The organism is Trichococcus palustris (assembly GCF_900114465.1).
Classification (GTDB): domain Bacteria; phylum Bacillota; class Bacilli; order Lactobacillales; family Aerococcaceae; genus Trichococcus; species Trichococcus palustris.
Map to the genome: position 1 here is coordinate 24,131 of NZ_FOTD01000009.1, position 25,698 is coordinate 49,828.

General features: G+C 45.4%; 25 protein-coding genes. 21 read left to right on the top strand and 4 right to left on the bottom strand.

The features are described 5' to 3' along the window. The first annotated feature begins 5 nt into the window (after positions 1 to 5). The 15 genes from ftsL (at position 6) to cspD (ending at position 17,052) form a co-directional block, all read left to right on the top strand. Complete coding sequence (ftsL, locus tag BM101_RS07455; protein WP_087033360.1) at positions 6 to 386, top strand: cell division protein FtsL; 381 nt, start codon at positions 6 to 8, stop codon at positions 384 to 386. Next, entirely contained in the window at positions 383 to 2,542 is a 2,160-nt protein-coding gene (locus BM101_RS07460) for a penicillin-binding protein (RefSeq protein ID WP_087033361.1), read from the top strand. The genes ftsL and BM101_RS07460 overlap by 4 nt, the downstream gene beginning before the upstream one ends. A gap of 55 nt (positions 2,543 to 2,597) precedes the next feature. After that, positions 2,598 to 3,566, top strand: a complete 969-nt coding sequence (gene mraY, locus BM101_RS07465; RefSeq protein WP_087033362.1) for a phospho-N-acetylmuramoyl-pentapeptide-transferase — start codon at positions 2,598 to 2,600, stop codon at positions 3,564 to 3,566. 15 nt (positions 3,567 to 3,581) lie between these two features. Beyond that, the gene (gene murD, locus BM101_RS07470) at positions 3,582 to 4,973 is read left to right on the top strand and encodes a UDP-N-acetylmuramoyl-L-alanine--D-glutamate ligase (protein ID WP_087033363.1); all 1,392 of its coding nucleotides are present in this window, start codon (positions 3,582 to 3,584) and stop codon (positions 4,971 to 4,973) included. A gap of 9 nt (positions 4,974 to 4,982) precedes the next feature. Further along, positions 4,983 to 6,083 carry an undecaprenyldiphospho-muramoylpentapeptide beta-N-acetylglucosaminyltransferase gene (gene murG / locus BM101_RS07475; protein ID WP_087033364.1) on the top strand — a complete coding sequence of 367 codons (1,101 nt, stop codon included), beginning with the start codon at positions 4,983 to 4,985 and terminating at the stop codon, positions 6,081 to 6,083. Positions 6,084 to 6,102: 19 nt separating this feature from the next. Beyond that, positions 6,103 to 7,170 (top strand): cell division protein FtsQ/DivIB, encoded by a 1,068-nt coding sequence (locus BM101_RS07480; RefSeq protein WP_087033365.1) that lies wholly within the window; start codon positions 6,103 to 6,105, stop codon positions 7,168 to 7,170. Between the two features lie 245 nt (positions 7,171 to 7,415). Then, positions 7,416 to 8,732: a cell division protein FtsA gene (gene ftsA / locus BM101_RS07485; protein ID WP_087033366.1), complete on the top strand. Its 1,317-nt coding sequence runs from the start codon at positions 7,416 to 7,418 to the stop codon at positions 8,730 to 8,732. Between the two features lie 46 nt (positions 8,733 to 8,778). Beyond that, positions 8,779 to 10,071 (top strand): cell division protein FtsZ, encoded by a 1,293-nt coding sequence (gene ftsZ / locus BM101_RS07490; RefSeq protein ID WP_087033367.1) that lies wholly within the window; start codon positions 8,779 to 8,781, stop codon positions 10,069 to 10,071. Between the two features lies 1 nt (position 10,072). After that, positions 10,073 to 10,756, top strand: a complete 684-nt coding sequence (locus tag BM101_RS07495) for a YggS family pyridoxal phosphate-dependent enzyme (protein WP_087033368.1) — start codon at positions 10,073 to 10,075, stop codon at positions 10,754 to 10,756. A gap of 25 nt (positions 10,757 to 10,781) precedes the next feature. Continuing rightward, complete coding sequence (locus BM101_RS07500; protein WP_087033369.1) at positions 10,782 to 11,270, top strand: cell division protein SepF; 489 nt, start codon at positions 10,782 to 10,784, stop codon at positions 11,268 to 11,270. 12 nt (positions 11,271 to 11,282) lie between these two features. Next, the gene (locus BM101_RS07505) at positions 11,283 to 11,570 is read left to right on the top strand and encodes a YggT family protein (RefSeq protein ID WP_087033370.1); all 288 of its coding nucleotides are present in this window, start codon (positions 11,283 to 11,285) and stop codon (positions 11,568 to 11,570) included. A gap of 40 nt (positions 11,571 to 11,610) precedes the next feature. Then, entirely contained in the window at positions 11,611 to 12,390 is a 780-nt protein-coding gene (locus BM101_RS07510; protein ID WP_087033371.1) for a YlmH family RNA-binding protein, read from the top strand. A gap of 29 nt (positions 12,391 to 12,419) precedes the next feature. Further along, entirely contained in the window at positions 12,420 to 13,082 is a 663-nt protein-coding gene (locus BM101_RS07515) for a DivIVA domain-containing protein (protein ID WP_087033518.1), read from the top strand. Between the two features lie 704 nt (positions 13,083 to 13,786). Further along, on the top strand, positions 13,787 to 16,567 hold the full coding sequence (gene ileS / locus BM101_RS07520; protein WP_087033372.1) for an isoleucine--tRNA ligase: 2,781 nt from the start codon (positions 13,787 to 13,789) through the stop codon (positions 16,565 to 16,567). Between the two features lie 284 nt (positions 16,568 to 16,851). Beyond that, positions 16,852 to 17,052 carry a cold-shock protein CspD gene (gene cspD / locus BM101_RS07525; protein ID WP_087033373.1) on the top strand — a complete coding sequence of 67 codons (201 nt, stop codon included), beginning with the start codon at positions 16,852 to 16,854 and terminating at the stop codon, positions 17,050 to 17,052. A gap of 200 nt (positions 17,053 to 17,252) precedes the next feature. Here cspD and BM101_RS07530 read toward each other — a convergent pair whose 3' ends face one another. The 3 genes from BM101_RS07530 to BM101_RS07540 form a co-directional block, all read right to left on the bottom strand. After that, a complete protein-coding gene (locus BM101_RS07530; RefSeq protein ID WP_087033374.1) occupies positions 17,253 to 17,501 on the bottom strand; it encodes a GlsB/YeaQ/YmgE family stress response membrane protein in 249 nt (82 codons plus the stop codon). A gap of 383 nt (positions 17,502 to 17,884) precedes the next feature. Then, positions 17,885 to 19,108, bottom strand: a complete 1,224-nt coding sequence (locus BM101_RS07535) for a toxic anion resistance protein (protein WP_087033375.1) — start codon at positions 19,106 to 19,108, stop codon at positions 17,885 to 17,887. A gap of 11 nt (positions 19,109 to 19,119) precedes the next feature. Further along, positions 19,120 to 19,839 carry a 5-bromo-4-chloroindolyl phosphate hydrolysis family protein gene (locus tag BM101_RS07540; protein ID WP_087033376.1) on the bottom strand — a complete coding sequence of 240 codons (720 nt, stop codon included), beginning with the start codon at positions 19,837 to 19,839 and terminating at the stop codon, positions 19,120 to 19,122. A gap of 204 nt (positions 19,840 to 20,043) precedes the next feature. Here BM101_RS07540 and BM101_RS07545 point away from each other — a divergent pair, with 204 nt between their 5' ends. The 6 genes from BM101_RS07545 to BM101_RS07570 all read left to right on the top strand — a co-directional run bounded on the left by BM101_RS07545 (position 20,044) and on the right by BM101_RS07570 (position 24,797). Continuing rightward, positions 20,044 to 20,604, top strand: a complete 561-nt coding sequence (locus BM101_RS07545) for an NUDIX domain-containing protein (RefSeq protein WP_087033377.1) — start codon at positions 20,044 to 20,046, stop codon at positions 20,602 to 20,604. Between the two features lies 1 nt (position 20,605). Next, the gene (locus BM101_RS07550; RefSeq protein WP_087033378.1) at positions 20,606 to 20,995 is read left to right on the top strand and encodes a hypothetical protein; all 390 of its coding nucleotides are present in this window, start codon (positions 20,606 to 20,608) and stop codon (positions 20,993 to 20,995) included. A gap of 34 nt (positions 20,996 to 21,029) precedes the next feature. Then, positions 21,030 to 21,728 carry a 5'-methylthioadenosine/adenosylhomocysteine nucleosidase gene (locus BM101_RS07555; protein ID WP_087033379.1) on the top strand — a complete coding sequence of 233 codons (699 nt, stop codon included), beginning with the start codon at positions 21,030 to 21,032 and terminating at the stop codon, positions 21,726 to 21,728. A 6-nt stretch (positions 21,729 to 21,734) separates the two neighbouring features. Next, the gene (locus tag BM101_RS07560) at positions 21,735 to 22,283 is read left to right on the top strand and encodes a cysteine hydrolase family protein (protein ID WP_087033380.1); all 549 of its coding nucleotides are present in this window, start codon (positions 21,735 to 21,737) and stop codon (positions 22,281 to 22,283) included. Between the two features lie 193 nt (positions 22,284 to 22,476). Next, positions 22,477 to 23,988, top strand: a complete 1,512-nt coding sequence (locus tag BM101_RS07565; protein ID WP_087033381.1) for a helicase HerA-like domain-containing protein — start codon at positions 22,477 to 22,479, stop codon at positions 23,986 to 23,988. 182 nt (positions 23,989 to 24,170) lie between these two features. Next, positions 24,171 to 24,797 (top strand): DUF1054 family protein, encoded by a 627-nt coding sequence (locus BM101_RS07570; protein WP_177194434.1) that lies wholly within the window; start codon positions 24,171 to 24,173, stop codon positions 24,795 to 24,797. Between the two features lie 118 nt (positions 24,798 to 24,915). On the opposite strand, the gene rpsD is transcribed toward BM101_RS07570, so the two are convergent. Next, positions 24,916 to 25,527: a 30S ribosomal protein S4 gene (rpsD, locus tag BM101_RS07575; RefSeq protein WP_087033383.1), complete on the bottom strand. Its 612-nt coding sequence runs from the start codon at positions 25,525 to 25,527 to the stop codon at positions 24,916 to 24,918. Positions 25,528 to 25,698: the final 171 nt, after the last annotated feature.

The window sequence follows — 25,698 nt, forward strand, 5'->3', positions numbered from 1 at the left end:
ACGCTGTGGCATTACCGGAATATAGGATCTCAACGGCTCAACCGGCTTTGCCGGATGAAAGGATAGAACCTAAAAAAACAAAAGTTTTACCCGTAAAGGTAAAGCCCTCTAAAAATAAATACAGCAAAATAGAAAAATTTGCCTTCTATCTGACAGGTCTCATCGGAGCGGTTGTCCTGTTGCTTTCCCTTGCGACACAAGTGACCCTCTCCAATCAAAACAGGGCCTTGCAGGACTTACAAAATGATAGCGTTGCGATTGATTTGGACAACCAAAACCTAGAGCAAGAAGTCCAAGAACTTTCACGCTATGACCGCATCATTGCGATCGCAAAAGAACTTGGCTTAGAAATGAATGAAGCAAACGTTAGGAATGTTACGCGATGAAAAAAAATAATAGTCCGCAAAAAAACCGCAAAAATATGACTCGTTGCATGGTTGGCTTAACAGGGTTCATGTTCCTCGTATTTGTTTTTCGTTTTTCCATGATTATGATCACCAAGAAGGTAAATGGAGAAAATCTAAGCGAGCATGTTAATAACTTATATACCAGAAGTAGTATCCTTGCCGCAAAAAGAGGTACCATCTATGACATAGGTGGCAATCCTATTGCCTTGGATGCTACTTCTTATTCGTTGGTTGCTGTTTTGACCGATGAATGGAGCGAAGACAAAGCGAGTCCGAACCATGTAGTCGATAAAGAAAAAACCGCCGAAGTGCTGGCGAAATACATCAGCATGAGCAAGGACGAAATATTGGCTGCCTTAAGTCAAGCAGACTTAAAACAAGTTGAGTTCGGAACCGCCGGCACAAACTTGAATTATGCAACAAAGGCACAGATTGAAGCAGAAAATCTGCCGGGGATAACCTTTCAGGAGACGCCTTCGCGTCTCTATCCGAACGGCGTCTTCGCTTCCCACCTGGTCGGTTATGCGCAAAGCACAGCCGCAGAGGATGGAAAGGCAACGAACCAAAACAAAAAGCTGGTCGGCATGATGGGCATCGAATCCCTTTACGACGACCAGTTGGACGGCACCGATGGGAAAATCACCTATCAGGAAGATTCAAACGGCTATGTCATTCCAGGGACACAGGTTGAAGATCAGACTCCGGTTGAGGGGAACAATCTCTACCTGACCATAGACAGCAGGCTGCAAATTTATCTCGAGAGCCTGATGACCAAAGTGTATGCAGAGGCGAATCCGGAATCGATGACAGCCATGCTGGTTGATCCGAAGACGGGAGATATCTTAGCGGCTTCACAGCGCCCTACATTCAATGCCACCACTAAAGAGGGGATTGATGACAAATGGCAAAATCTCCTCGTAGAGGACACGTATGAGCCAGGATCAACCTTTAAAATACTTACCTTGGCAGCCGCCGTCAACGAGGGTGTCTTTAGCCCTTTTGCGACCTATGAGTCAGGAAGCATCGCATTGGAAGGCGGAACCATCAACGATTACAATTTGAAAGGCTGGGGAACCATCAGCTATATTGAAGGGCTTGCCCGTTCCAGCAATGTCGCTTTTGTCAAATTGGTGCAGGCTATCGGCTATGATAAATGGGAAGCCTACATGAAAGCCTTCGGCATCGGTAAATCGACCGATTCAGGGTTGGAGAATGAAGCAACCGGTAATTACAGCTACACCTACCCCCTTGAAAAAGCCAATACAGCCTTCGGACAGGGGGTTACCGTCACACCTTTCCAAATGATGCAGGCTTTCACAGCCATCGCCAATGGCGGGAAGATGATGAAGTTGCAGTATTTGGATAAAATCGAAGACCCGAATACGAATAAAGTAACGGTGGTCGAGCCAAAAGAATTAAGTTCGCCGATCACAAAAGAAACCGCAAACTTGGTTTTGACGTATTTAAAAGAGGTTGTATACAATGAACATGGCTCAGGCCAAAGCTATAAGATCGATAACGCCGAGATTGCGGCGAAAACAGGTACCGCCGAAGTGGTGGATTCTACAACCGGGAAATATTATACCGGTTATCAAAATTATCTGTACTCTGTCGTCGGGTTTGCGCCTGCTGAAAATCCAAGTTATATTCTGTATTTGACGATGAAGCGACCTGCCAACATGGACAGTTTGGACGGAGCACATTATTTATCGGAAATATTCAATCCTTTCATGACAAGGGCGATTCAATACAACAACCTGGATCCGGGAGTGACGGGCGACATCAATCAGTCGGCCATGCCGGAAGTAGCTAATCTGACGAAAGAGGAAGCACTGAACGTTTTGAAGGAAAAGGGATACACGGATATCGGCGTCGTAGGCAGCGGCAGCAGGATTGTTCAACAATATCCCTATGTCGGCACGCAGACGATCAGCAATCAAAAAGTTATTTTGATGACGGAAGGCGCCATGACGATGCCGGATGTCTACGGATGGTCGAAAGATGACGTCATGAAGGTTGCAGAAATTGCAGGTGTCAACTTCCAATTTGAAGGCGAAGGGTATGTCGTATTCCAAAGTGTGGATGCCGGCTCGGCATTGAACGCTGCATCAGAAGTGAAAATCGTACTGGAATAGGCGTAAATGAAATGCAAATAAAATTTAGATAAACACCTGTTTAGGAGGAGAAAATATGCAGTGGACAGAAATGCTTTTGCCGTTAGCCATCAGCTTTGCAATAACCATCAGTATGATGCCAATTTTTATCGGCTATTTTAAAATGAAACAATTTGGTCAAATCACACGGGAAGAGGGCCCAAAATGGCATGAAGTGAAAAGCGGAACGCCGACGATGGGTGGGGTCGTCTTCATCATTGGAGCGATATTGACCGCGGTGGGGACGGCCATCTGGAAAGATGTTCTGACCGTAAAAATGGCGATGTTCATTTTTGTGCTATTGTTTTTCGCGGCCATCGGCTTTTGGGATGATTTTCTTAAAATCTTCAAAAAGCAGAACGAAGGCCTGACTTCTAAGCAAAAATTCCTAGCGCAATTGCTCGGATCGTTCGCTTTTGTCGTCCTGTTCTATTTTTCCGGACTGGATCCGCTGATCACACTTCCGTTCATCGGACAGGTACACAGTTGGGTCGTTTTTGCAGTCTTCACGATCATCTGGATTACCGGCTTTTCAAATGCCGTGAATCTGACGGATGGACTGGATGGCTTAGTGGCGGGGACCGCAGGGATCGCCTACAGTGCTTATGGCATTTTGGCGTATCGCCAAAATGAAATGGAAGTCCTCTTGTTCTGCATCGCTATCGTGGGCGGATTGATCGGTTTCTTCTTCTTCAATAAAAAGCCGGCAAAAATCTTCATGGGCGACGTCGGATCTTTGGCATTGGGCGCAGGTCTTGCGGTCATCTCATTGGCGTTGCATTTGGAATGGTCGCTGTTGTTGATCGGCTTGGTCTTTGTCATCGAAACGGCCAGCGTCATGCTGCAGGTAGGCTCCTTCAAACTGCGCGGTAAGCGCATCTTCAAGATGAGCCCGATTCATCACCATTTTGAAATGAGCGGTTGGAGTGAATGGCGCGTCGTCATCACCTTTTGGACAGTCGGACTGATTGCGGCAATCGCTGCATTGGTTTTATTATTTAACTAGTGGGGGTAGGAAGGCATGAAAAAAAATAATCGTTTTGAAAATAAAAAAGTGTTGGTATTGGGTCTTGCCTTAAGCGGGCTGAATGCCGCAAAACTGTTGCTGGAACTCGGTGCGATGGTCACCGTCAATGATGCCAAGGATCTAGCTGACAATCCGGATGCAAAAGAACTGATTTCCTATGGCATCAAAGTCATTGCCGGCTCACACCCGGTGGAACTGTTGGATGAATCCTTCTCATTCATGGTCAAGAATCCCGGGATACCCTACAACAATCCGATGGTCAAGCGGGCTCTGGAAATCGGGATACCGGTTCTGACGGAAGTTGAACTGGCCTCCGAAATATTGGAAGGGCGTCTGATCGGCGTCACGGGAACGAATGGGAAAACAACCACGACCACGATGATCACGGATCTGCTGAATTACGGAAGAAAACAAGGGAAAGCATACAAAGCCGGTAACATCGGTGTCCCAGCATCTGCAGTCGCACGCAAGGCAACCGCGGATGATGATGTGGTCATGGAACTGTCCAGCTTCCAATTGATGGGCATCCAGGATATGCATCCCGCCATTGCGGTCATCACCAACATCACGGAGGCGCATCTGGACTACCACGGCGACCGCGAAGAGTATGTCAAAGCAAAATGGCGCATCACGGAGAACCAAACAGCCGACGACTACTTGGTCCTGAACTGGGATCAAGAAGAATTGCGGGAACTGTCTAAACATTCCAAAGCCCAAATCGTGCCGTTCTCGCGCAGCCAAACAGTGGCTAACGGAGCTTATTTAGCGGATGGGTATCTGTACTTCAGAGGCGAGAAAGTCATGGCTGCTACCGATCTGAAGGTGCCTGGAGAGCATAACATCGAAAATGCTTTGGCGGCCATCGCGGTTGCTAAATTGTCCGGCGTGAGCAATGAAGCAATCATTGCAGCCTTTGCTGTCTTTTATGGTGTGGAGCACCGCATCCAATTCGTCGCCGAATTAAACGGCCGTAGATTCTACAATGACTCGAAGGCTACGAATATCTTGGCAACGAAAACGGCATTGAACAGTTTTCAAGGACCGATTATTTTATTGGCGGGCGGCTTGGACCGAGGGAACACCTTCGAGGAGTTGGTCCCTTACTTGAAGCATGTGAAAACATTGATCGTATTCGGTGAAACGCAAGAGAAATTGATCGATGCAGGCAAAAAAGCCGGAATCAAAGAAATCGTCCCAACCGAAGATGTTGTCAGCGCGGTTCCGATCAGTTACCAGTACAGCGAAGAAGGAGATACAATTTTACTTTCTCCCGCATGCGCCAGCTGGGATCAATTTAAGAACTATGAAATACGCGGCCAACTCTTCAGCGATGCAGTCAACTCATTGGTAACTGCAAAAAGTGAGGAGGAAGGATCATTCCACTGATCCGAGCATATGAAAATATTACTATCGGGCGGAGGGACAGGTGGTCACATCTATCCCGCTTTGGCCTTAATGAATCGCATAAAAGAAAAATACCCCGACAGCGAATTCTTGTATGTGGGGACGGAACGTGGCTTGGAAAGCACGATTGTCCGTAAAGCGGGCGTTCCCTTTGAATCGGTCGAAATCCAAGGGTTGCGCCGCAGTCTGTCTTTAGAAAACGTGAAAACTGTCTATTTGATGCTGAAGAGCATTGCTGATTCAAAAAAAATCATCAAGAATTTCCAGCCGGATGTTGTGATCGGGACAGGCGGCTATGTCTGTGCGCCTGTTCTTTATGCCGCATCCCGTTTGGGCGTCCCTGCCATCATCCATGAACAAAATTCGGTTGCGGGCGTCACGAATAAATTTTTGAGTCGATTTGTGGGCAAGATTTGCATCTGCTTTGAAGATGCACGCAAGGATTTTGAACAGTACGAGGAGAAAATAGTCTATACCGGCAATCCGCGTGCGCAAGAAGTGGCAGCGATAACGGAAGGCGCATCATTGGCCGAGTATCAGTTGAAGGATGGCATCCCGACCGTATTGATTTTTGGCGGCAGCCGAGGAGCGGCAAAGCTGAACGAGTCCTTTGTTGAGGCCTACAACTTGTTTAAAGGCAAGCCGTACCAAGTGATGTTGGTCACCGGGGAAACCCATTTTGAAAAAGTGAGCAAGCAAATTGCGAGTTTGGGCCAGTCTTTGGCGAATATTCGCGTGCTGCCCTATGTTTATGAGATGCCAAAGCTCTTTAAGAGCACAGCACTGATCGTTTCCCGCAGTGGAGCGACAACCTTGACGGAAGTGATGGCATTAGGCTTGCCGAGCATCCTGATACCCAGTCCCTATGTGACGAATAATCATCAACAAAAGAACGCCGAAAGCCTGGTTAAAAATGGTGCAGCAGAAATGATCCTGGAAAAAGAGTTGCATGCGAAATCATTATTCAAAGCAATCGATAGTCTGATGTTGAATGACACTGCACGCAAAGAAATGGCCTTTCAGGCGAAAAGAATGGGGATTACGGATGCATCCGACCGCATTATCCAAGTGATCTTGGATGTAATCAAGTAAGGGACGGGAGCCGGTGAAGATGGATTTTAAAGGTATTAAGCAACGCATGCTTAGAAAAGAAGTCTCACCTGCAGAGACTCCTTGGCAGCGAGCAATGGAAGAAATGAAGAAAAATAAAGTACAGAAGTTGAATGAAAAGGAAAAAGTAAAAGCGGAAGAAAAATATGCAGAGCAGCACCGGCTGCCGAAAGAACAACTGGCTTACTGGAAAGGCAAGCTGTCGGCCCATAGCAGGAAGCAAAGCGGCCAGCAAGAGGACCGACACTCCTACCTGTATTGGTATCTTCTATTTTTAACCGGCGGACTCGCCATGGGCTATCTTATTTCTCCGCTCGGCAGGGTTCAGGAAATATTTGTCGAAGGTGCAGCGTATGTGCCCGAGCAAACGATTATCGACGCGAGCCGCATTTCGGGGAAAGTGACAGCATTGGGAGTCATCGCGAACAGCAAAGACATCGATGGATACATTTCATCAAATTTACCCCAAATAAAAAAGGCGAGTATCGCATTGAAAAATTTCAATGACATCACAATCACGGTACAAGAATATAAAACCATTGCCTACGTCTATTCGGAAAAAGCGTATTATACTGTTTTGGAAAACGGCGTGATCGCCAAAGATGGGTTGAAAGTTCCGATTGGAAATTGCCCTATCATCACAGGATTTGAATTGAATCAAAATTTGAATGATTTGTTGAAACAATATATGAAGTTGACGGATACGGTCCAGAACAGCATTTCAGAAATAAAATATACCGGTACGGAAGAAAATCCGTACAGCATAACGGTCTATATGAATGACGGCAATGAAATAAAAGCCATCTTGCCTACCTTTGCCGAGAAAATCCTTTACTATCCGGATATCGTCAGCCAATTGGGGGCTACGAAAGGGATTGTGGATCTGGAAGTGGGCGCCTATTTTACGCCATTTTCGCAAAGTGCGGCCGAAACGAACACCACAGCCGCGGAAAAAGCGACACCCAAAACCGAGGTTCCCTCGGGAACGGACGCTCAATCGACTAAAGCAGGTAATCCACAAAGCGGAGCCGTCACAAAAACAGAAGTCGCTACTCCAAAGCAAGAGTAAGGGAAAAAGGATTGTTTAGTCAATCCTTGAACAATGCTTGCCGGTAATTGTTGAGGGATTGAATGGAAATGGGCCATGCCCGAATGTTGGAAATATTTCTAAAAATCTTCGTAAATGAAGAACTATTATGATAAAATGATAAAGTATAGCTTTCTGGCATCATGCATTTTTTAACAGCTTACTATTTGGGCGCAGTGCGGGTGTTTGCAAAAAGCCATTATGTTAAATGGAGGTTTCAATAAAACATGAAGAATTCAGGAATATACGTCAGTCTAGATATTGGAACCACTTCAATAAAAGTTGTAGTAGCAGAATATGTGAAAGACCAAATGAATATTATTGGAGTAGGAAACGAAATTTCTAAAGGCCTCAGCCGTGGAGTTATTGTCGATATCGATGAAACTGTTGAATCCATCAGACGTGCAGTCAGCCAAGCTGAGCGAAAAGCGAATATCCAAATATCAAATGTCATTGTCGGCATACCTGGGAACCAAATCAGCATTGAACCTTGTCACGGTATGTATGCTGTTTCAAGTGAAAACAAAGAAATTACGGATAGAGATGTGCAAAATGTTTTTGCAGCCGCTAAAGTTCGCTCTGTGCCACCGGAAAGAGAAATCATATCAGTCATTCCTGAAGAATTCATTGTTGATGGATTTGACGGCATCAGAGATCCAAGAGGGATGATCGGTGTTCGTCTGGAATTGTATGCAAGCATGATTACCGGACCAAAAACAATCATCCACAATATCAAGCGTTGCGTGGAAAAAGCAGGGTTGCGGATCGACGATATGGTCGTTCAGCCTTTGGCGATAGCCAGTGTTGCCATGAATAAAGGCGAACGGGATTTCGGCACCATCCTTGTCGATATGGGTGGCGGTCAAACAACTGCTTCGGTGATCCATGACGATCAATTGAAATTTGCTTTTGTTGATCCTGAGGGCGGAGATTTCGTAACGAAAGATATCTCCATCATCCTGAACACGACCTTGGAAAATGCAGAACGTGTGAAACGGGAATACGGCTACGCCATTTCTGATGAAGCGTCGGCAGATGAATTTTTCCCGGTCGAAACCATTGGGAAAGATCAACCTGTAAAAGTGGATGAAAAATATTTATCCGAAATTATAGAAGCGCGGAACGTTCAAATATTCGAAAATATCAAACGTGCCCTAGATAAAGTGGAGGCTCGCGAACTGCCAGGCGGCATTATTTTAACCGGCGGCGGTGCCGCTTTGCCCGGCATTTTAGAATTGGCGAAAGAAATTTTTGAAATCAACGTGAAACTATATATTCCTGAACAGATGGGAATGCGCAACCCCATTTATGCAACCAGCATCGGACTGATCAAATATGTAGCAGGGTTGGATGACATCTATTTGGTCGCAAAAGGGAAAGTCCAACAAAGCGGTAAGGTGATTCCATTACAGGCGAAAAGCATCAAACAACCTGTAGCAGTCGAAGAACCTGTTTACGAAAATGAACTATATGCCGAAGAGCACGCGGATGAAGAGGGCTTTGTCGGTAAAATGAAACGCTTATTCAACAATTTATTTGAATAGTCACGAAAAACAGAAAATGAAACGGAATTAAATAGGAGGAAATAAAATGGATTTGGAATTCGATTCAAGCATGCATGATGGAGCAAAAATTAAAGTAATCGGGGTCGGCGGAGCGGGTAGCAACGCGGTAAACCGTATGATCGATGAAGGCGTCAAGGGAGTAGAATTCATTGTTGCCAATACGGATACACAAGCCTTGAACGCATCAAGCGCAGAAATTAAAATTCAATTGGGACCTAAATTGACAAAAGGCTTGGGTGCAGGCTCTGTTCCTGACGTAGGCCGCAAAGCAGCCGAAGAAAGTGAACAACAAATCGCTGAAGCTTTAGCTGGTGCAGACATGATCTTCGTTACTTGCGGAATGGGTGGCGGTACTGGTACCGGTGCGGCGCCGATCGTAGCAAGAATCGCAAAAGACTTAGGAGCTTTGACAGTGGGTGTCGTAACGCGTCCATTCAGTTTTGAAGGACCGAAGAGAGGACGCTATGCTGCAGAAGGTATTGCGGAATTAAAAGCAAACGTTGATACATTGGTCATCATCTCAAACAACCGTCTTTTGGAAATCGTCGATAAAAAGACGCCGATGTTGGAAGCTTTCCGTGAAGCGGATAATGTATTACGTCAAGGTGTACAAGGTATCTCCGACTTGATTACGGCTCCAGGATATGTAAACCTGGACTTCGCCGATGTGAAGACGGTCATGAAAGATCAAGGTTCGGCTTTGATGGGTATCGGTATCGCTTCAGGTGAAAACCGTACCGCAGAAGCAACTAAGAAAGCTATCTCCTCTCCATTATTGGAAGTTTCCATCGATGGCGCAGAGCAAATCTTATTGAACATCACAGGCGGATCGGACTTGACCTTATTTGAAGCGCAAGATGCCAGCGATATCGTGGCACAAGCTTCAACTTCTGAAGTGAATATCATTTTCGGTACGTCCATCAACGAAAACCTTGGCGATGAAGTAATCGTTACGGTTATCGCTACAGGGATTGACACCGACAAAAGAAAAGAAGAAAAAAAAACGGCTAATCGCGGAAGCAGCGCGTTCAAAGGACGCAAAGAAGTAAGCAATACACCGGTTTCCTACCAAGAAAAACAAGCACCGATTGAAAAAGCTGAAGAAAAACCAGCGAAAGATCTATTCGGCGACTGGGATATCCGCAGAGACTCAAGCGTGCGCGAACAAGCTCCAGCACAATCGCAACCGGAACCTGAAGTCTTCCCGGTAAAACAAACAGAAGATACCTATCCGCGTTACCATGAACAAAAAGAAGACAAAAATGGCGGGGACGATTCATTGGATACACCTCCCTTCTTCCGCAAGAGACGCAGATAATATGAATATGGAAAGTAATTGTCAGAAAATAGAGGCAATCGTGAGTGAATCTTTGGCGAAGGCCAACCGTGATCGCAGCGATGTAACGGTAGTCGCGGTTACGAAAACAAAACCGGTTGAACAGGTGGCGGAGTTATACCGCTTGGGCTACAGGCACTTCGCCGAAAATCGTCTTGAGGGCTTGGATGAAAAGCAAGCGGCCCTTCCTCAAGACGATATTATCTGGCACTTTATCGGTACATTGCAGACACGCAAAGTAAAAAATGTGATTAATCGCATCGATTATTTTCATGCTTTGGATCGTCTTTCTTTGGCAAAAGAAATAAACGCAAGGGCGGAACAGCCTGTTTCGTGCTTTGTGCAAGTGAACGTCACAGGAGAGGAGTCAAAGCATGGCCTTTCTCCTGCCGCGTTATTAGATTTCGTGTATCAACTGGAAGAATATCCCAATGTTAAGGTGGTCGGCTTGATGACGATGGCTCCTATTGAGGCAACCGACAAAGAATTGCAGCACTGTTTTAAAGGTCTGAAACAACTGCAGGAAAAGGTTGCCGCATTGCAATTGCCGTATGCTCCATGCACAGAAACAAGCATGGGGATGAGCCAGGACTATCCGATTGCCATTGCTGAAGGTTCGACATTTGTTCGTATTGGATCGGCCTTTTTTGCTGAAACAGAGGAGTAGACAAAGAAGAAGCGGGGTGTCTCAAATGGGTCCAAAAGATTTATATCGAAAGTTTTTTGGTTTTGATGAGGAAGATGAGAATGAAGCTGACGCATACTACGATAGCTACGAACAAGAAGGACCCGTCAGTCCCACTCGATACGATCAGCCATCAAAAGAGGACGTTCCCTCCTATCGAAGCAACGTAAAAAGATCAACGAAAGCAAAGGTAATTCCTATGAATCAACAGAGTAAGACTGAAAAAGCAAGCATCCATGTCATTGAACCGAGAGTGTATTCTGAGGTGGAACAGATTGCGGACTATCTTTTGAAGAATCAGTCTGTCCTCTTGAATTTTAAGAGAATAGATTCAGAGCAAGCCAAACGCATTGTTGATTTTTTAACCGGAACTGTTTATGCCATTGGCGGAGACATCCAACGTGTAGGCGATGAAATCTTTTTATGTACTCCCTCTTCAGTCGATGTCGAAGGTATGCTATCCGAAACAATGGAAGAGGAACGTTCACTTTACTAGAAAGGAATTTACATGACACAATTACTGATTTTGCTTTTACAGCTCATCCAATGGGCTGTATCGGCTTATACTACTATTTTGCTGATTTATGCCTTACTGAGTTGGCTGCCTGGTGCAAGCAATTCCAAATTCGGTTATTGGATTGCGCGTTTATCGGAACCGTACCTGGATATCTTCAGGAGATTGATTCCGCCATTAGGCATGGTAAGTTTTAGTGTGTTGGCAGGTATTCTGTTTCTGCGATTAGTGGAATACGGGGCACAGGTCATCATCATTTTCCTTATCAGACTTTTGAGTTGACAACCATTTTTTGAAAGAAACCGATAAATGAGGGATATCTATGCAAGAAGTTTATCAACATTTCCGCAAAGAGGAACAACCTTTCATTGACAATGTCCAATCATGGGTCACCCAAACAGAGGAAACCTATACGCCTTACCTGACCGATTTTTTAGATCCGAGGCAGCAATACATCGTGGAAATGCTTGTCGGCAAAAAAGGCGAGGTGCATGTTTCTTTCTACGGGGGCTATGAGGATGCAGAACGGAGAAGGGCCATCATCTGTCCGGAGTACTTTGAACCGAAAAAAGATGATTTCGAAATTGAACTCATGGAGGTCAACTACCCTTCCAAATTCGCAACGCTATCCCATGGGAAAGTGTTGGGGACGTTGACGGGGACAGGCATGAAGCGAGAACTTTTTGGCGATATCTTATTCGATGGCTTGCGTTGGCAGTTCTTGCTGGCAGCGAACATAGCGAGCTATGTTCAAACACAAGTGTCTAAAATGGGAAATGTCAGTGTCCGGCTCGAATCCAAGATGTATACCGATCTGATTACACCGATCGATAGTTGGACGATCGTGCATGATACGGTCAGTTCCTTGCGCTTGGATACCGTGATTGCAAGCATCTATAATATATCCAGACAAAGAGCGAAAGAATTGGTCACCAGCGGTAAAGTGAAGCTGAACTGGGCAGCCATGGAGCGTCCGGATTTCGAATTGGGGATATTGGATATCGTTTCGGTCCGCGGCTATGGCCGCATCCAAATCCAAGCGATTGAAGGGAAATCCAAAAAAGATAAGTGGCGCGTCGAATTCGGTGTATTATACAAATAATGAATAAACAATCGAAAGGTGTGTTAAAAATGACCTTAACTCCATTAGATATTCAACATAAAGAATTCACGGTTAAAATGAAGGGGTATGACAAAGAGCAAGTAAACGACTTTTTGGATACCATCACAAAAAGCTATGAAGAAGTTTTAAGAGAAAATAAAGATCTGCAAAAGCAATTGAAATTTTCTGAAGAAAAAAACCAACATTTCATCAACCTGCAGGATGCTTTGAATAAATCGATCGTTGTTGCCCAAGATGCAGCGGATCGCCTAAAAGAAAATGCGCGCAAAGAAGCTGAAATCATCTTATTTGAAGCTGAAAAGAGTGCGGATAGACTTTTACACGAAGCAGCCGGAAAAGCTACCAAAATCAACGAAGAGACAGACATCGTCCGCAAAGAGAGCCGTAACTTCAAACAGAAATTACAGCTATTGGTTGAATCGCAATTGAATCTGATCACCAACGACGAATGGAACAACCTTTTGAACGCCCTGCCGGAAGGTGAAGTCGAAACGCCGACATTGAATGAAGTTCTTTCGAACCGCACGCGCGTCATCGATGAATTGATTGCCGATTCTGAAGATGCAGCGGAATTCGCCATGTCCGACAGAAGAACGCCGGCAGCCGATCAAGAAGAAGATCTTTCTGAAGGTTCGATAGAAGCTATTGAAATTCCGGAACAAAACAAGTAAAATCTAGTTATTGATGAATGGAACACCCGAGGGGAAGATACTTCCAGCGAGTTAGCGAGCGGTGAAAGGCTAACAAGTCACTCTTTTCTTAGGATCCTCCACGAGAATCTTTTTGAATATACAACAGTAAAAAAGGTCGCCTGAACAGCGTTAACGGTTTGAATGAGGAAGGAATATCCGCCTGCAGAGGGTCGTTATTGCTTTGAATTTGGGTGGTACCACGAAGACTTCGTCCCTTTAGGAGACGGGTCTTTTTTGCATTGTAGGAAAATATATATATTTTCGAGTGCAGAAGTGCATCACCGTAGGTGTTTCACACGTTAGTAAAATGTTCCGAATGTTAATGAATTGTCCAGCTTCACGGGTTAGCCCTTCGGAAAAGGGATGAAGGAACCTCTTGTCTCTGCGAGCCAAGACATACTGTTCGACTAACCTGCTGACGCAGGAAGTCTCTCAGCAATTGCACTCTACGATGCTCATTTGCATGGGACTCTTAGGGATTCATCCCTTAGAGCCCCAGTATAAGGTGACCGTAGGGAACGTTGCAGGGCCAGATTTCCTAAATTGTCATGACTCTTGCGATTTCAATCGCTTAGAGGCATGATACACTTGACCGTTCAGGTCACAGTGTTTCCTTACTCAGGGCTGAACGAACCCGTTCAGCATTTCTTAATTTCAAAAATCAGTTAAAGGGGATGGCAAATATGAAAATGAAAGAAACCTTGCATCTTGGGAAAACAGCTTTTCCGATGAAAGCAAACTTGCCGGTGCGTGAATTGGAATGGCAAAAAGATTGGGAAGAAAAGAGAATCTATGAGAAACGTCAAGAATTGAATGCCGACAAACCGACGTTCGTATTGCATGATGGCCCTCCATACGCCAATGGCGCCATCCACATGGGACATGCCCTGAATAAAATCAGCAAAGATATCATCGTTCGCTCTAAATCCATGTCAGGATTCCGCTCACCATACGTTCCGGGTTGGGATACGCACGGCTTGCCGATTGAACAAGCTTTGACGAATACGGGTGTAAACCGTAAAGCATTGAGCTTGGCTGACTTCCGTAAACTGTGTGAAGATTATGCTTGGAAACAAATTGACGGACAAAGAACCGTATTCAAACGTTTGGGTGTGGCAGGGGATTGGGAAAATCCGTATGTAACGCTGCAACCTAAATATGAAGAGGCGGAAATCCGTGTATTCGGCAAAATGGCTGAAAACGGCTATATCTACAAAGGCTTAAAACCGATCTACTGGTCTCCATCGAGCGAATCTTCTTTGGCGGAAGCGGAAATCGAATACAAAGATGTAAAATCCGCTTCCATTTTCGTAGCCTTCCAAGTGAAGGACGGCAAAGATTTGTTGGATACAGATACCGCATTCATCATCTGGACGACAACGCCATGGACATTGCCAGCTAACTTAGGTATTTCCGTGAACGCAAATTACGAATATGTATTGGTCAATGCCGATGGCCGTAAATTTGTTGTGGCGAAAGAATTGCTGGAAAAAGTCCAAAATGAAATCGGTTGGGAATCCGTGGAAGTGCTGAACGAATACAAAGGTTCACAGTTCGAATACATGACTGCACAACACCCATTCTATGACCGTGAATCATTGGTTATGGTAGGGGATCACGTAACGCTGGAAGCCGGTACCGGTCTTGTACATACTGCTCCTGGCCACGGGGAGGATGACTACCAGGTCGGCAAAAAATACGGTCTTCCCGTTTTGTCGCCGATCGACAACAAGGGCTGTTATACAGCAGAAGCACCTGGATTCGAAGGGGTCTTCTACGACAAAGCCAACAAAATGGTGACGGAATTATTGACGGAAAAAGGGGCGCTATTGAAGCTCGATTTCTTCGTCCACAGCTATCCGCATGACTGGAGAACGAAAAAACCGGTCATTTACCGTGCAACACCGCAGTGGTTTGCGTCAATCGACAAATTCCGTCAGAACATCCTGGACGAAATCGAAAACGTGGAATGGCTCCATCCTTCCGGTAAGGTAAGATTGTTCAATATGATCCGCGACCGCGGCGACTGGGTAATCTCCCGCCAACGTGTATGGGGCGTTCCATTGCCGATCTTCTACGCAGAAAACGGCGAACCGATCATCACTCCTGAAACAATCGACCATGCAGCAACCTTGATCGGCGAATTCGGATCAAATGTTTGGTTCGAAAGAGAAGCGAAAGAATTGCTTCCTGAAGGCTTTACCCACCCAGGCAGCCCTAACGGTGAATTCACGAAAGAAATGGACATCATGGATGTATGGTTCGATTCGGGCTCATCACATGAAGCTGTCCTGCGCGGCAGAGAAGACTTGACCTTCCCGGCAGATATGTATCTGGAAGGATCTGACCAATACCGCGGCTGGTTCAACTCCAGCTTAACAACAAGTGTTGCCATCAACGGAGTGGCTCCATATAAGAGCGTACTTTCCCAAGGCTTCGTATTGGATGGAGAAGGCCGCAAGATGAGCAAATCTTTGGGCAATACGGTCCTTCCTGAAAAAGTCGTGAAGAATATGGGAGCGGATATCATTCGTCTTTGGGTATCCAGCGTCGATTATGAATCAGACGTTAGAGTCAGTGATGACATCCTGAAGCAAGTCTCTGAAACATACCGTAAAATCCGCAATACCATGCGTTTCTTGATCGGCAACACGGAAGATTTCCAACCAAAAGAACATGCCGTCGCTTACGAAGAGTTGCGCAATGTCGATAAATACATGATGGCTCGTTTGAATGCAGTCGTGGATACCTGTCTGACCGCTTATAAGGAATACAGATTCTCAACGATCTATCAAACAATCATGAACTTCTGTACGGTTGACCTATCCGCGTTCTACTTGGATTTTGCAAAAGATGTCGTTTACATCGAAAAAGAAGATGAATTTGAACGCCGCGCGATGCAGACCGTATTCTATAGTGTCTTGGTGAAATTGGCTAAATTATTGACGCCGATCATCCCTCATACAACAGAAGAAATCTGGAGCTACCTGAAAGAAGACGAAGAGTACGTTCAATGGTCTGAGCTGCCTGAAGCGGAATCGCATGTAGGCCAACAAGAATTACTTGTTGATTGGTCAAACTTCCTGAAGGTTCGCGACGATGTATTGAAAGCCTTGGAAGTGGCGCGTAACGAAAAAATCATCGGTAAATCATTCGAAGCGCATCTGACGTTATTCGTCAATGATGAAACAAAAGCTTTGTTTGAAAAGCTGAATGCTAACCTGGAACAATTATTCATCGTTTCCCAAATCACCATCAAAGATGCTGCAGGAGCAACCGCTGAAGCGCTGGCCTTTGAAAATGGGGCAGTCTTGGTGGAACATGCGCATGGCGAAACATGCGAAAGATGCCGTGCCATCAAAGAAGAAGTGGGAACAATCGAAGATGCACCAACGCTATGCCATCGTTGTGCAGATATCGTCCGTTCCGATTTCCCGGAAGCACTCGTTGCCGAAGCGGAATAACGGAACACCAGCGACTGACGTCAAGGAATAGACAGAGGCACTAAAAAAATATACTTGAATCTTTGGCTAACCCAAACGGTTCAAGTATATTTTTCTTTGCTTCATTTTTTCGAATAGAGCTAAAACACGAATGAAAAAATGAGATTTATTTAAGAAAGCGTATAAATTACTCTTGAATATACAAAAGAAATTCGTTATACTTATATTAGTAACTTGAACTAATATGATACTAATAATTATATTATCAACTTACCAATTGAATATTTTGGAGGTACTACACTATTATGGAACAAGGCAAAGTAAAATGGTTTAATGGCGAAAAAGGTTTTGGATTTATCGAAGTTGAAGGAAAAGACGATGTATTCGTACATTTCTCAGCTATCCAAGGCGAAGGCTTCAAAACTTTAGAAGAAGGCCAAGAAGTTGAATTCGAAATCGTTGAAGGCAACCGTGGACCTCAAGCAGCTAACGTTGTAAAATTATAATCTCATATTTTTTCTGACATTAGCGAATCCAAAAGCGTCACAGAATCTATTCTGTGGCGCTTTTTTCAGTTGTGTGCCATTCTTCTATTTCATTCATCATGCGTTAAAAGAAATAAGGAAGGGCGAGAACACCCATGATTAAATCACGGTGTTCTCGCCTTCCCATAAATTATTTTATTATAAAGAAAAGATATTTTTTTCTATTTTTTCATATTCCGCAATACAAGAGAAACGATAAAAATTAGGATGACTGCACCGACTAAAGCTGGAAGAAGGTAGAAGCCTCCGACTGCAGGACCCCACGCTCCGAATAATTTAGCACCTATCCAAGCGCCAATAAAACCGGCAACAATATTGCCAATGATTCCGCCTGGGACATCTTTGCCTAAAATAGCACCTGCAAGAGCACCCAACACACCGCCGACGATCAATTGCCAAATCAAAGCCATTTTTAGTTCCTCCTTTACCAAACCAACCAGAGCAATAACAACATAATTACTATTTATTAATAATAACTACACACTCATTATAAAGAAAATCGCCCAGAACTCAAACGATAACGCTTGAAAGCGATCGCGTATTTTGTGGGTTGGCAGAGCTGAATCATTATGAACCAACAGCGCATAGATGGCTATTTTCCGCGTATATGCCCATTAAGATGGCCGATCAGAAGATAAATACGAAAAGGACCTGAGCGAATTGGCTCAGGCCCTCCGATAGATTGCAGCAAGCCGCGGCATTTCAAAAAAGCCAGCTTCCAAGCATAACCGATTACACTGGATGCGTTCAACCGTTGATTTTGCATACGGTACAATTTTTGCGCCCTGAAATGTCAGCGGAGCTCTTTTTCTTCTTTTTGGATGGAAAGCAATTTGACTTTCAGATCATTTTCCATGAAAGTAAGTTCCTTTTCGGCTTCCTTGCGTTTCATGCGGCCTTCTTGTTGGATCTTCAGGGTTTCTTCCAACGTTTCAATCAGGTCTTGTTGTGTCTGCTTGAGTGTTTCGATGTCAATCACACCCCGTTCGTTTTCTTTGGCAGTCTCAATCGCTGAAATCTTCAGCATTTCCGAATTTTTCCTCATCAAATCGTTCGTTGTCTGGGAAACTTGTCGTTGTGCCGTGACGGCGTCTTTCTGGCGCAGCAGGGTGAGGGCGATGGCCACTTGATTTTTCCATAGCGGGATCGCCGTATGGATGGATGACTGGATCTTTTCTGCCAATGCCTGGTTCGTGTTTTGAATCAGACGGATTTGCGGGGCTTGCTGGATGGTCATTTGCCTTGTCAGGAGCAGATCATGCTTCCTCTTGTCGAGCCTGTCCAGGAATTGCTTCAAGTCATTGACGATTTGGACATCCATTTGGCTTTGGCTCGTTTCAGCTTGTTGGATGGCCTGAGGGATCAGTTTTTTCTCGATGTCCTCCATTTTTACTTCTCCGGCAGCGATGTAAATATTCAATGCATCATAATAGTCCTTGTTCTTTTGATACAGCTGCTCCAACATCAGGTTGTCGTTCAACAGGCTGTTCTTTTCCTTGTCCAATTTGATGGCGATTTTGTCGATCTGGGCGCCGATTTTTTGGTATTTTGCAGTCATTTCATAGGCCGATTGTTTGACCTTTCCGAAGATTTTGCGGAAAACATTATTGTCCTCGGCACGCAGATCTTCCGGTTTTGCCTCGTTCAGGCGATACATCAGCTCGTTGAGGGAATCCCCGATTTCGCCCGTATCCTGGTTCTGCACATGGTCCAGCATCGAGTGGGAGAATTCGCCCAATTGTTTTTGCGCGGCGGCCCCGTAGCTGATGATGGCTTGCATATTCTTTTCATCTATCTGGCCGGCTAAGGCGAGAGCCTGTTTTTGCCTTTCTTCCGGCAATTTGTCGATCAGTTTAGCGGGTTGCGGCATTTCTGCAAGCTCCGTTTTGGGATCCAGCTTAGCCACGGGATTGGCAAACGGATCCGTGAATGGGTTTGCCAAGAGGTCATCCAATTCCTGGTTAACGTTTTTGATTTCTTGCTTGTCGGTTGGGTTCGTTGAATCAAATCTCTCCATCTTATTTCCCCCTATAATTCTTCATCCAATGCATTTTCGTTGTCTTTGCTACTATTATCCCTTTTCAAAACTTGCTTGGCAAGTTCCATCTCGATATCCAAATCCTTGATGTCGTTGGACATGAATGTCACATAATCCTCGGCAATCAGTTGGCACATCTCGTCGATGGTCCGGGCGCTCTCTTCCAGAGCCGCATAGGTGCCCTTTGTTTTCGAAACATGCCCGTCAATGTCGATGTATTTCTCTGTCAATTCTTTTAAGTTCGGCAGATGAGTATATAGAAATTTATCGACCTCATGCAGGCGTTGCGGCTGCTCGACGATGTTTTTGAAAAAGTCTTTCAGAATGTCCATGGTGTCATTCCGGATAGAGATGGCTTTCAATTTGGAAACCTGATCGAAATTATATTCGATGTCTTGGATATTGCTTTTCGCTTGGAACAGCGTGTTGCGGAAATAGGCGATTTGATCTTTTGTCAGGCCCTTTGACAGGTAGAAAGCTTCTTTCGTAGGGCTTACTTTTGCGATAGCTGTCGGCTTGCTCTTTGATTTTTTAGGGAAAGAAAATCCTCGTGCGGATTGCAGATAGAAAAGGATTGCTCCCATTACTACCGTCAGGCCGATGGACGTCCAAAAATCAAAACCGAAGACGAAATAGAAAACTGCCAGTCCGATCAGACAGGCTAAGCTGGAAAATGTGTACTTCATGATGTCTTTTATATTGTTCCACATGATTGTTCCTCCTCTGAGAACGTGTTTTCGTTGCTATACATAGTTTAGCACAAAAATGCCCCCTATACCTATCAGCCCAAAGGATGATTTTCCTTGCCTTGAACAGCGGATTGTCCAAGTCATTTTGCCAGCCTATTGTAAATGATGGAAAAGATGAGGTATCATTGTATTTACAGAAAAATCAGAGACATGGAGGTCGCGATAGTGGAATTTGAAGAAAAAACATTGACCAGTGAAAAAATATTTGATGGCGTGCTGCTGCATTTGGTGAGGGAGGAAGTATTATTGCCAAACGGTAAAACTTCCATCCGGGAGATGATCCGGCATCCGGGTGCGGTTGCGATGATCCCTTTTACAAATGACGGCAAGATGGTAATGGTACGCCAATTCCGTAAACCGTTGGATCGTACCGTAGTGGAAATTCCAGCCGGGAAATTGGAGCGTTCGGACACGGAGCCCTTCCAGGCGGCAGTCAGGGAACTGGAGGAGGAAACGGATTACCGTGCTGATAAATGGACGGAATTGACCACGTTTTATCCGACGCCAGCCTACCTGGATGAACGCATTACGCTTTACTTGGCGGAAGGATTGACGAAAGTGCAAGATTCCCTGCCGATGGATGAAGATGAGTTCATCGAAATATTGGAGTTGACGTATGAAGAAGCGAAAGCCCTGCAGGATTCCGGTGAAATTTGTGATTCAAAAACAATTTACGCTATGTTATTCTGGGAAATGCGTTTATTGCAAAAGAAAATAGGTGAGTAAAATGTCCAACCCGAAAAAACCGTTGATTACGAGGGAAAGGTACAGGGAGTATCAAAAAGAACAGACGAAAAAAAGTGCCAGCCCGAGCAAAGCGGGTACTGAAATAATCAAGGGGAAAGTTGATGCCATCAAGACACCCTTAGGTTCAACCGGTAAAGAACCAATCAGCAGGAAAAAAGAAAATCCGGGAACGCAAAGTAACGGAAACAACGCTTCCAGAAAAAGCCAGACCGCAGTAAAGAAAGAGCCCAAGAAGAGCGATAAAAAGACAAAAGACCTTCGTCTGACTTCGAAAGAAAAAGGGCGCCAATTGGATATTTTTTTAAACAAAGCCATCGTTTTTGTCATTTTGCTGATTATATTGGTCTTTGTCATTGCGTTTATACTATAATAATGGAGTAATTTGAATCGGAAAGGAACAGGATATGATCGGGATTATTGGAGCAATGGAAGAGGAGAACCGTATTCTTTTGGAGAATATGGAAAATAAGACTGAGGAAAAACAGTACCACCTGATTTTCACAAGGGGTACAATCGAAAACCAGGAAGTGGTCTTGGTGCAGTCCGGCATCGGCAAGGTCAATTCGGCTTTAGCGGCTGCTTTCATGATCGGGCATTATCACCCGGATGTTGTCATCAACACGGGTTCAGCCGGCGGATTGCATCCTGATTTACACGTCGGTGATGTTGTTATCGCCGACAGACTGGCCTATCATGACGTGGATGCGACGGCATTTGGTTATGAGCTTGGCCAAGTTCCGCAAATGCCGCACTATTATCCGGCAGATGCGACCGTCGTCAGTCAAATCACAAAAGCGGCAGAAGCGGTCGGCTTGCGCACGGTAACGGGAACCATCGTTTCCAGCGATTCCTTCATCGCTTCGGAAAGCGGCATCGCACGCATCAAAAAGAACTTCCCGGATGCCTACGCAACGGAGATGGAGGGGGCTTCCATCGCGCAGGTGTGTTATGTGCTGGGGACGCCGTTCGCGGTCATCCGTGCCATCTCCGATGGAGCAAGCGAGGATGCTGCCCTGACGTTTGATGAATTCATTGTGGAAGCAGGCAAGAAGTCTGCGGAAATGGTCATCGAGTTATTGAAGCATTTAGAAAAAAAGGGGTGATCCGTCATGAGGGCATTGATTTCCATTGATTATACCAACGACTTTGTTGCAACCGATGGCGCTTTGACAACAGGAGAAGCGGGGCAAGCAATTGAAACGGAACTGGTCGCCGTCACGAAATCGTTCATCGCTCAGGGGGATTTTGTCGTATTTGCAATCGATTGCCATGATGCGGAGGATCGCTACCATCCTGAAAATGCATTTTTCCCGCCGCATAATCTGATTGGGACAGCCGGACGCGCGTTATATGGCAGCCTGTCCGACCTCTATGAAGAGAATAAAGGGAAACGGAATGTCTATTGGATAGACAAACGCCATTATTCAGCCTTCAGCGGTACCGATCTGGATATCCGGTTGCGTGAACGCGGCATTACCGAAATCCACCTGACCGGCGTCTGCACCGATATCTGCGTGCTGCACACGGCCGTGGATGCGTACAATCTGGGCTATAAGATAGTCATCCATGAGAAGGCTGTCGCCAGTTTCGATCCGGTCGGGCATGCCTGGGCTTTGACCCATTTCACCGGTTCTTTGGGAGCAAAAGTAACAAAATAAACGAAAAATGGCCTTGCAGTTCCTCGCTAAGCGGGATTGCGGGGCCGTTATTTTTTAGACAACCAAGTCAACATTCTCCTGTCCTTCGCATGGCAGCGTATATTATATTTCATTCGACGAGTGCATAATCTTGAAAGCCCTTTCCGTAAATTGTAAAATAGGGATGAAGTTATAGTCTAAGGAGGAAATCGTTATGGCTCAGGGATTGGTTATCGGACGAGGCGAGGAACCGGCAATTCTATATATGGATAAACTGAATCGACACGGTCTGATTGCCGGAGCAACGGGCACTGGAAAGACTGTAACGTTAAAAGTGATGGCGGAGAAGTTGAGCGAGGCAGGCATCCCGGTATTCATGGCCGATGTGAAGGGCGATTTGGCGAGCGTAGCGGAAGCGGGCGAGCGATCCGATAAAATCATGGAAAGGGTAAACAAGCTTCAGATCGAAGGCTTTGAACTGCGTTCCTTTCCAGTGGAATTGTTGGATATCTTTGGGATGAGCGGCGTGCCGGTGCGGACGACCGTTTCTGACATGGGGCCGATCTTGTTGTCGCGCCTATTGGGGCTGAATGAAACGCAGGAGGGCATATTGAATATCGCCTTTAAAGTCGCCGACGAGAAGCAGTTGCTGATAATCGACCTGAAGGATCTGAAGGCGATCCTCAACTTCGTGGGCGATAATGCTGCTGAATTGCGCAGAGAATACGGAAACATATCCAAGCAGTCGATCGGTGCCATTCTGCGGGGGCTGTTGGTCATCGAAGAGCAGGGCGGGGATACATTTTTTGGCGAACCGATGTTTGACATCAAGGATTTGCTGCGTGTCGACAGTCAAGGGCGGGGAATCGTGAATGTGTTGATGGCGAGCAAGTTGTTCATGTCGCCGAAGCTCTATTCCACATTCCTGCTATGGTTCCTGTCGGAATTATATGAGCAGTTGCCCGAGGTAGGCGATTTGGAAAAACCGAAGATTGTCTTCTTTTTTGATGAAGCGCATGTATTGTTCCAAGATATACCGGATGTGTTGGAAGAGAAAATCGAACTGATTGTGCGACTTATTCGCTCAAAAGGTGTCGGCATCTTTTTCATCACCCAAAACCCGACCGATTTGCCGAATGTCATTTTGAGCCAATTGGGGAATAAAGTGCAGCATGCTTTGCGTGCCTTTACGCCAAAGGAGCAAAAAACGGTCAAAGCGGTCGCTGATACTTTCCGCCAACACGAGGGTGAAAACCTGGAAAAAAAATTGACCGAACTGAAAGTGGGCGAGGCCCTGGTTTCTTTTCTGGATTCGGAAGGGATTCCGGGCTATGTCCAGCAAGTGATGATTTATCCGCCTGAAAGTAAAATGGGCATCTTGGATCCGCTCGTCAAAGAAGAACGGATCAATCACTCCCTGTTATATATGAAATACGGCGAAATGATCGATAGGGAATCCTCCTACGAACAGCTGCAACGGCTCGCTGAAATAAAAGCTGTCGAATTGGAAGAGAATGAAGAACTCGCAGCAAGGGAGAAGGAAAAAGAAGAGCAGCTCAAGCAACGGGAAAAAGAGCGGGCCAGAGAAGAATCCCTCCAGAAAAAAACGAAGCCAACGAATCGGGACACGACGATGGACCGCTTCACAAAGAACTTGATGTCACAGTTTGGCAGGGAAGTGGGAAGGGTCATCAGCCGCGGCATCTTGGGGATCCTGAAAAAATAACCGATACAATCGTTATGAAAAAGCCAGTAGCAGATTATCTGCATACTGGCTTTTTCTGTGTTCATCAGGCGAAAACAGGGTAATGGCAGCTTGTTGGACTCGTTTTTGGGGGAGGCTTAGATTTTCCATCTCTTCCGGTTTTCTATATAATGAAAGCAAACGATTCGAAGGAGCTGCACATTTTGGAAAATATCCATTTCAACAAAGAAGATTTTGAAGTCTTTTCGATAAAAGGTTTGGAAGAACGGATGGTCGGCATCCGGGAACACATCCAACCGAAGTTTCGGCATTTTGCCGGCGAGGCAACTGCTTTGCTTAAGGAGGAGTTGGGAGGCGTAAGCTTGCCCGTCCATGTCGCCAAGCATCTGCGCCGGACAAAATACGCGCCCGATAATACGTGGTGCGCCATCGGTGGGGATACGAGGGGCTACAAAAAATACCCTCATTTCCAAATAGCAATTTCAGGGGATGGCGTCGCTTTCTATCTGTGTCTGATCGATCAGCCGTTGAAGGAAAAGGAGATGGCGAAACGATTGCTGGCGAACATCCCTCTGTTGGGGACATTGCCCGATGATTTCGTCGTTTCGGTTGATCACACGGTGGCTGACGTCATGCGGATAGCGGAAACGGATTGGCCCCTTGCCCTGGCTCGGCTGCGCGACGTCAAGAAGGCGGAGCTGATGATCGGTACGAAAATCCAGCATGACGATCTGCGCCTGAACAGTGAAAAGGGCACAGAAACCCTTATGAAGGATACGTTTATGCAGTTGCTGCCCATCTACAAGCTGTGCATTGCCGAGTATGAATGAAAAAGGATCCGCATCGACTTTCCTGTCGTTACGGATCCTTTTTTTTTAGATTGAACGCACAAAAAAAACCGACAAATTGCTTTGCCGGTTTTTTCAGGAAAGACAATCCCGGAAAGGATTATCCTAATTTGTTGTAGTATTCAACGATGAATGATTCGTCAACTTCAGCAGACAATTCTTCGCGAACTGGAAGACGGTTCAATGAACCTTCTAATGTTTCTGCATCGAAAGTGATGAATTCAGGACGTCCGAATAAGCCTTCAACTGCAGCTTTAACGATTACTAGGTCTTTAGATTTTTCGCGTACGCCGATTACTTGGCCAACAGCAACTGAGTATGAAGGGATATCCACACGTTTGCCATCAACAGTGATGTGTCCGTGAGCTACTAATTGACGAGCTTGACGACGAGTAGAAGCCAAACCTAGACGGTAAACTACGTTATCTAAACGTTGTTCTAATAAGATCATGAAGTTAACGCCGTGTTTGCCTTCTCTGATTTTACCAGCTTTTTTGAATAGAGTAGAGAATTGACGTTCGTTCATGCCGTACATGTGACGCAATTTTTGTTTTTCTTGTAATTGCATACCATATTCAGATAATTTTTTACGGTTGTTAGGGCCGTGTTGACCTGGGATGTAAGGACGACGTTCTAATTCTTTACCTGTTCCTAAAAGTGAAATGCCTAAACGACGAGATTGTTTCCAACTTGGTCCTGTATAACGTGACATATTAAAATTCCTCCAATAAAATGTTTTTTGGAGTAAAATAAGAATGAAAATTCAGCAATACGTGCAGGTTATCCTTCAATCTTCACCTTATGCAGCCGCAAGGTTACACAATTGAACCATGTGATGGCGATAAACTGTTGACGTGGGTGCTTCTTTCTCGCTGCATTATTT